General features: G+C 60.8%; 9 protein-coding genes. 5 read left to right on the top strand and 4 right to left on the bottom strand.

From position 1 onward, the window contains the following. Together GCT13_RS32390 and xylB are read left to right on the top strand one after the other, a co-directional pair. Positions 1-388: integrase core domain-containing protein (locus GCT13_RS32390; RefSeq protein WP_227747117.1), on the top strand; the 388-nt coding region annotated here is incomplete at its 5' end. Positions 389-647: 259 nt separating this feature from the next. Then, on the top strand, positions 648-2,114 hold the full coding sequence (gene xylB, locus GCT13_RS32385; RefSeq protein WP_321574769.1) for a xylulokinase: 1,467 nt from the start codon (positions 648-650) through the stop codon (positions 2,112-2,114). Positions 2,115-2,163: 49 nt separating this feature from the next. Here the strand turns inward: xylB and GCT13_RS32380 are convergent, their stop codons facing one another. From GCT13_RS32380 to GCT13_RS32370, 3 genes are all read right to left on the bottom strand, one after another. Next, positions 2,164-2,739, bottom strand: a complete 576-nt coding sequence (locus GCT13_RS32380) for a DUF1349 domain-containing protein (protein WP_321574768.1) — start codon at positions 2,737-2,739, stop codon at positions 2,164-2,166. A gap of 64 nt (positions 2,740-2,803) precedes the next feature. After that, complete coding sequence (locus GCT13_RS32375) at positions 2,804-3,343, bottom strand: cytochrome b (protein WP_152765149.1); 540 nt, start codon at positions 3,341-3,343, stop codon at positions 2,804-2,806. After that, a complete protein-coding gene (locus GCT13_RS32370; protein WP_407670891.1) occupies positions 3,340-4,428 on the bottom strand; it encodes a catalase family peroxidase in 1,089 nt (362 codons plus the stop codon). The genes GCT13_RS32375 and GCT13_RS32370 overlap by 4 nt, the downstream gene beginning before the upstream one ends. A 204-nt stretch (positions 4,429-4,632) precedes the next feature. Between GCT13_RS32370 and GCT13_RS32365 the strand changes: the two genes are divergently transcribed. Further along, the gene (locus tag GCT13_RS32365) at positions 4,633-4,980 is read left to right on the top strand and encodes a DUF4148 domain-containing protein (protein WP_152765145.1); all 348 of its coding nucleotides are present in this window, start codon (positions 4,633-4,635) and stop codon (positions 4,978-4,980) included. A 55-nt stretch (positions 4,981-5,035) separates the two neighbouring features. On the opposite strand, the gene GCT13_RS32360 is transcribed toward GCT13_RS32365, so the two are convergent. Then, positions 5,036-5,359 carry a DUF1330 domain-containing protein gene (locus GCT13_RS32360; RefSeq protein ID WP_152765143.1) on the bottom strand — a complete coding sequence of 108 codons (324 nt, stop codon included), beginning with the start codon at positions 5,357-5,359 and terminating at the stop codon, positions 5,036-5,038. 332 nt (positions 5,360-5,691) lie between these two features. On the opposite strand from GCT13_RS32360, the gene GCT13_RS32355 reads away from it, so the two are divergent. Then, positions 5,692-6,510, top strand: coding sequence for an EAL domain-containing protein (locus GCT13_RS32355; RefSeq protein WP_321574767.1), 819 nt, complete (start codon positions 5,692-5,694; stop codon positions 6,508-6,510). 284 nt (positions 6,511-6,794) lie between these two features. Continuing rightward, positions 6,795-7,631, top strand: coding sequence for a hypothetical protein (locus GCT13_RS32350; RefSeq protein ID WP_227747116.1), 837 nt, complete (start codon positions 6,795-6,797; stop codon positions 7,629-7,631). Positions 7,632-7,713 lie beyond the last annotated feature (82 nt).

The following is a 7,713-nucleotide window of genomic DNA, read 5'->3' as shown; positions in this document are numbered from 1 at the left end:
TCTGCGCGTAAAGCACGTGTTGCAACGGTTAGGCGAGATGCGTGGATTGCCTGCATCCATCACGGTAGACAACGGCCCGGAATTCGCGGGTAAGGTGCTGGATGCATGGGCTTACGAAGCCGGCGTCACGCTGTCGTTCATCCGGCCAGGCAAGCCCGTCGAGAACGCGTACATCGAGAGCTTCAACGGACGCTTCCGTGACGAATGCCTGAATGAGCACTGGTTCGTCTCGATGCGTCATGCCAGACGCCTGATTGAAGAATGGAGAAACGAGTACAACACCGAACGGCCTCACAGCTCGCTCGGATATCTGACGCCCAGGCAGTTCACACAGGCACATGAAGCGAAGCAGCTTTTAACCTCGGACTCTAACAGCGGTCCGGACTAATACCGGGGGCAGGTCACTTCACCACTCGTCAATACCCCGCCGCCTCTGCCCAGGCTGCATTTCCTCGCAGCAGTAGCAACACGACTGCGAAAGGTGCCCCCGATAGCCGATGTTCACATACATCGGAGCAGCAGCGCACTAGCAAACACTGCGAAGTCATGCGCTCACCACGTACCATGGTAACGTCATGTTTCACCGAGTCGAACAGACGCCGGCCCTGAACAGCCGGTTACTTCATGCCAAATAGTGGAGACGTGCTGTGACTTTCCTTGGAATCGACCTCGGCACATCCGAGGTAAAAGTAATTCTGACTGGTGACGCGTCGACGACGCTTGCAACCAGTGGCGTCCGTCTCGAAGTTTCGCAGCCTCATCCGCATTGGTCCGAGCAGAACCCGCAGGCATGGTGGCAGGCGACGCTCGACGCCGTGGCCGCCGTGCGCGGTGCGAATCCAACTGCATTTGCAGCGCTGCGCGGAATCGGGCTCTCGGGACAGATGCACGGTGCGACGCTGCTCAATCAGAGCGGCGAGGTACTGAGACCCGCAATACTCTGGAACGATACACGTGCATTCGCCGAGTGCGCAGAGCTCGAAGCACTCGTGCCGGAATCCCGCGACATCACCGGCAATCTCGCCATGCCCGGTTTTACGGCACCAAAGCTGCTTTGGCTGGCGAGGCACGAGCCTGATGTGTTTCGTGCCGCATCTAAGGTGCTGCTACCGAAAGACTACATTGCGTGGCGGCTGTCCGGCGATTTCGTGTCTGACATGTCAGATGCTTCGGGCACGCTTTGGCTCGATGTCGCAAAGCGCGACTGGTCCGATCGGATGCTCGCGGCGACGGGTTTGACGCGCGCACACATGCCTCGCCTCGTCGAAGGCAGCGCACCTGCTGCACAGCTGAGCGATGTGTTGCGGCGCGATTGGGGCATTACGGGTCCCGTCGTGCTATGCGGCGGAGCGGGCGACAACGCAGCAAGCGCGATCGGCATGGGCGTTGCCGAACCAGGCAGTGCTTTTCTTTCGCTCGGTACATCGGGCGTGCTGTTCGCCGGAACCGATCGTTTCGCGCCGAATCCCGCGCAAGGCGTGCACGCGTTCTGTCATTGTCTGCCCGACCGTTGGCATCAGATGAGCGTGATTCTGTCTGCGGCATCGAGTCTCGGATGGCTGTCGAAAGTCGTGGGCCGCGAAGTCGGCAGCTTGCCTGAACTGGCGAGTGCGGCCAATCCCGCTACGGCGCCCATCTTCCTGCCGTATCTGAGCGGCGAGCGAACGCCACACAACGATGCAAATGCGCGCGGCGTGTTCTGGGGGCTGACGGGCGCCAACACGACCGGCGATCTCGCGTACAGCGTGATGGAGGGCGTTGCATTCGCGATGGCCGACGGCTACGCCGCGTTGCAAAGTGCCGGTACGACATTGAAGAGTGCATCGTTTATCGGCGGCGGCTCACGCAGTCCGTTCTGGGCGAATCTGTGCGCGTCGGCGACGGGCATTACGATGCATCGGCATGAAGGCAGCGACGTCGGCGCGGCGTTGGGCGCAGCGCGTCTCGCACGACTTGCCGTAACGGGCGAAGCTATCAAGGACGTATGCCTCGCTCCGCCGACGCTCGAATCGTGCGAACCTGATCGTACGCTTGCACCGCTGCTGGCAGAAAGGCTCGCGCGTTATCGCAGCATTTATCAGGCGCTCAAAGCGGGGTTTGCAGCCGCGGTATGACTACAGTACTGCGCGGCGCACAGCAACATGTGCCGCGCGACGAGCGATCTCAGCTTAGATCGTGCAGATCTTTTTGCAGCGGGGCACCCACAGCGAAGCTCGAAAATTCGACATTGAGTCCGCCGCGTTCCGGCGTGCAGCACACAGGTCCGACTAGATAACTGGCCGCTGCCGGAAAAGGCGCGAGCCGCAATAGTGGCCACGCTTTCCCATCGATCGAGTACTGCAAGCGCAATACGCCTCGAGCGACGGTTGCCCGCATCCAGAAGCCGTCGACGCCGGCAATCGGCGAGCCGATTGCCCAGTCCGACCCCTCAACGGTCAACACGCTGCTCATCATCAGCACATCGTCGGTGAATTCGACGCCTGCTTTCATCCACGTCGATTCGTCAACGCGCACCATCAGGCCGGCCTGATCGTATAGCGCATGAAACTGCCCGCGTACGCGCACCTGCGCGGTGAAGTCGCCTTGCGTACGCACCCCGAAGCAGTGGCCTGAATCGCGCGTAAAGCCGTAATGCGTCTTGCGCCAGAAGTCGGTCTTCGGATCGGTCGTCACTCGAAGCGTGTCACCATCGAGCGACCACACTGACGGCTCATTGAACCACTCGCATTGTTCGAACACGCGGTGTCTCCTTGCGGGGTCTTCGTTGTGTCGCGTGATGCTGCCGGCGTGGCGCACACGATGCCTAGCGTCCTCCGCGAGCCATGCTGGAGAATACGCCGTCGTGGCGGATCAGTCCATGGAACAGAGCTGCGGCGATATGCGCGAGTACTGTCGCGAACAACGCGAACGCGAACCACGTATGCAGCGCACGCATTAGCGCGAACAGATCGACGTTTTGCGGCACGATTGCGGGCAAGTGATATCCATCGAACAGTGTGATGGGATATCCGCCCGCGGAGAGCATCGCCCAACCGATCAACGGCATTGCGATGAATAGCGCGTATAGAACGAAATGCGAAGCTTTGGCCGCGAATCGCTGCCATGCGGGCATGTCCGAAGGCAGCGCGGGACTGCCGTTCCTCACACGTACGCCGACACGAATCAGCGCGAGCACGAGTAACGCAACGCCAAGCGGCCGATGCAATGCAATCAGCGTGTCATGCGCGTGCGAAACCGTCGCGACCATGCCGATGCCAATGAACAGCATCGCAAGTATGAGCACAGCCATCGTCCAGTGCAGCAGACGCGCGAGCGGAGAAAAATGGCGAGTCGAATTCGTCATGACGGGTTCCGTTGAGGTTTCGGAGTAGCGGGCGCGGTGTGCAACGCTTCTTCACGCGTGCGTCGCTGGTATGACACGGCATAGGCGGCCGAGCGCGCAGCAAGCAGCGGATCGTCCGATGGCTTGATGCCGTCCGGCAACACGGTCGGATCGAAGTTCACGTCGCGGCATACGCCATCGGCTTGAGGCGCGCTGCGTTCCAGTACGACGGTGCCGGCATCGATTCGTTGCCGGTCAGCAGGCCATTGCAGCGTCGCATCGTTGGTTGGGTCCCCCGCATTGGCGACCGTCACGATCAGATGCCAGCGCACGTTGCCGTGTTTGAGCTGCTCGTCGAGCTGCTTCGAAAGAAAGTCGGAATCGCTCTTTTCTTGCGGATCCACAGGAGAGTACGGCATTTCCGGTTCGACCGACCAGCGCACCGCGTGCTCGTTTCCGCTTGCGTCGATGAAGCGGAACGCGTTGATGCTGTAGTACGCGGCATTCGCGAGACCCGACGACGCGGGGTGCGTCTTCATCCATTCCTGAAACGGCCGCGTTTCCGGATGCGCTGCATAGAACGCCTTCAGTTTCGCGGGATCGGGTTTGCCCGTTTTCGGATCGGGCTTTGCCGCGAGTAGCTGCTGATAGAACTGCTCCGGCGTATGCACGGTGAACAGAGGCGTCGAGTTCATTCCTGTGCGCCATTGCTGGCCGTCGCGCTGCATGAACAGCAGCGCCATGCTGCGAATCGGCACGCTTGCATCGGGCGCCGACGGATTGCTGCCTGGAATGGCGAAGCGGCCGATGACAGGCGTGCGTCCCGACGCGAATACCTGCGCGTGTGAAATCGACGCTGCGTTGCCGTTGCTGTCGAAATAGCCTTCGACGCAAAGGCCTTTCGCGTGATTGCGGCGATAGCCCAGATGAGGGCCCGCGTTGGCCTGGAACTGATCGATGATGCGATAAGTGGTGAGGCGCGCAGGTGTCAGCCAGCCGGCCGTGTAGGCGAAACCGCCGGCGAGCGCCAGGACGGCCGCGCCTATCGCACCGAACCTGCACGGAATGCAACGAGGCGCTTCCGCTGGGGATTTGGGGTTCATCACAGATGCTCCTTTTCCCGTCTATGACATCGCATAAAAGGTGGTCAACAGGAACAGGGAGCATTTATTCCACTGGATGCGGAAAATTTTTTGTCGTCGAGAAGCGTCAGAAAATGGGAATAGATTCGACGGTCCGTTTGTTCATCACAGTGAACGCGCAGCACACACCGTGACGGATTGTCGTCATCTCATCTGAAGGAGCTTGAAATGAAAAAGCTTGCACTGTTGACCGTTTCGATCGCAGCACTTGTTTCGACGGGTTTTGCCTCCACCGCATTCGCTCAGGAAAAGACGCGCGCAGAAGTCCGTCAGGAACTGATTCAGGCCGAGCAGAACGGTTCGCAGTTCGTGACCGACGCTTCTTATCCCGACGTCGCGCCGATCTATCAGCAACAGGTCGTGCATCAAAAGGCTGCTCAGGATGCCGAAGGTGTGGGCGCGGGCATGTCGGGCACGCATTCGGCTGGATCGCGCATGCCCATGACTGGCACAGGCACGGGCATGAATTCGTGTGTCGGGCCCGTCAGCTATTGCAGCGTCTACTTCGGCAGCTGAGCACGATGAGAGGACACGGGTGGCGTTTCTGGGCCGACGAAACGCCACCCATGCTTCATCCGCACAACACGTCGGTCGCGATATGCGAAGCCGGCACCGCGTCGATCAGAATCACATCGCCGATCGAATTCCCGGTGCGCAACGGCAAGATCGCCTGATACGCATCGGATCGATACCATGCACGCGCGAGATCGCGATTCGGAAACTCGATAGCGATCAGGTCGCCGTGCCAGTCTCCTTCGAGCCGTTCATAGCGGCCGCCATGCAGCACGAAATGGCCGCAATAGGGCGCAAGCGTCGCGTCGATACGCTTCAGGTACTCGACGATCTCGACGCCCACCTTCACTTCGTGCAAGTGCGCAACTGCAAACGTTGACATGCCGATCTCCAGGCCATTGACCAATGAGGCCAGCATATCGGCATCGGCACGGCGAATCGATTACCTCTGAGGTAATGCTGCGCGGTGCCGATGTTTCGCACACGAAACGTTGCTGAATTTTCGATTTATGCGTAGGTTGCGAACCATCGCTCGAAGAATGAAGCGCGATGCGGTTCTTAAGCATATCGGATGATTTTCGTGGTCGCGTGGTACGAAACGTGCATTGGCAGTGGAAAGCCATTCCAATCAACTCATCGATAACAAGGCCTTCCCCTACGATGGATGCTCGCCACTCTACCGCCGCAAATTCAGGCAATGAAACGATCTCCCGCGTGACCGCGAACATGGCCCGCGATGTGCAAGCGCAAGCGCCACGCGAGCTCAACAACCTCGAACGCCGCGTGAGCGAAGGCCTGTTGGCGAGTGAATTTCCGCTCGCGTTTCAGGGCATTTACGATGTGAAGACGGGCAGGCTCGTGCGGGTCGAAGCATTGATTCGCTGGATGCATCCGGACTACGGCATGTTGTTGCCCGATGCTTTTCTCGTCGCACTCGATCATCCGCTGATCGCGCTGCAACTGACCTGTCATGTGATCGACAGCGCATGCAGGGCGCTTGCGAACGCACGGCGTCTGGGACAACCGGTATGTCCCGTCGCTGTGAACGTGCCGCCCAGCGTCGTGGCCGACGAGGCCTTTGCGGCGACCGTCGTGCAGATCGCGCAGTTGCACGGCATCGAACCGGATCTGCTCGAACTCGAGCTCGTCGAGACGGAAGACGCGGCCCGTCTGCTGGCCGCGCGGCCTTTGACGAGACCTTTGCGCGAAGCCGGCATGCGGCTCGCCATCGACGACTTCGGCACCGGCTATTCGTCGCTTGCGCTGCTGAGTACGATCGACGTCGATACAGTGAAGGTCGCGCGCGAAGTGCTCAAGAGCGTGCCGGAATGCCCTCGCGCGTCGGCGGTGGCGTCCGGCGTGCTGTCGATGCTCGAACGTCTTGACGTGACGGTGGTCGCAGAGGGCGTCGAAACGCAGGCGCTAGCGCAATGGCTCGCGCAATGGCCGAAGGTACTCGCGCAAGGCTTTTTCTACGCGCGCCCGACTTTCGATTACGCAAGCGTCCTCGTACAGGAACGTTGCGCTGCCTGACGTGAGATTCGCGGAGGGCCGACCCATCCATCGCGCCATGCAATTACGTGTTCTTTACGCGCGAATCACTGCTGAAGCCTTTCAGAAATGCATCAATTTGCGCGCAAGATCGCGCGCGGCAAGCATGAGAAAGCCACTTGTTGTACGGGGAAAAATGCTTGCGCGTGCAAGCAGAAGCATGACTGAATGTACAGTCGCCGACAGTTCGGAGCCGCGAATGTGCGGCAGGGCACAGCCTGTCAAGTCAGCTTAAGACACGCACACGCAGCCTGGCGACGCAACACATGCACACGCCGAACCAGGTGAGCCAGCGTTACGGCGTCTATACGTCGGACCTGAAGGGTGTGAAGCCGTATCCGAACGATGTGCTGTCGGGCGGGCACTCGGGTCACGTCGCGGGCGTCGGCTCGCGGTTCGTCGTGTTCTATTCGAACGACTGGATCGACGGCGGCGGCGTCGACAATCTCGGCACGGGCGACGGCGTCTATGTGAAGACCTACAATGCCGACGGCGCACTAGTGCAGGCGATCGACGTGGCGCCGCGCGTGCGCGAATGGTGGCCGATGATCGCCGGTTCGCCGACGCGCGCGCTGCTCGTGTGGCAGCAGTATGTGAACGGCGAGACCTACGCGCGGCTCAAGGTAGCGACGCTCGACCCCGCGACGGGCGCGCTCAGCGAGCCGCATGTGATCGCGGATCGCCTGCAGTACTACACGTACGCGGCCGCCTGGTTGCCTGCCGTCGACCGCTTCGTTGTCGTCGCTACCGACGACCAGGGCAGAGGCTTTGCGCAGCTCATCGATGCGAACGGGCAGACGACGGCGACGCTCGGCTGCATGCCGGCATCGGTGCGCGAGGCGGGCATTGCCGTGATCGGCGCGCGCGCGTTCACACCGTCGCAGGACGGACGGCTGCTGCATCTCAAGCTCACGCCTTCGTCGATCGAACTCGCGGGCACGCAGCCGTCGCCGATCAAATGGACCTATACGGGCAGCATCGGGCTCGTGCGCTCGCCGTCGGCCTTGCATTGGGTCGCGACGAGCCCCAAAGGGCTACAGGAAGCGGACTTCGATCTGAATGCGGCGACCGCGCCCGGCGACAAGGATCAGTGCCGGGGGTAATGGGCGCGTTGAACCGTTCTGCGATGGCATGCAACATGTCGGGCGGAATGGTTCGCCGTTTCGGCGAGAGGAGTCGAGGCAT

It is taken from the genome of Paraburkholderia franconis (genome assembly GCF_009362735.1).
Lineage (GTDB): Bacteria > Pseudomonadota > Gammaproteobacteria > Burkholderiales > Burkholderiaceae > Paraburkholderia > Paraburkholderia franconis.
This window is presented reverse-complemented; position numbering and strand designations above follow the sequence as displayed.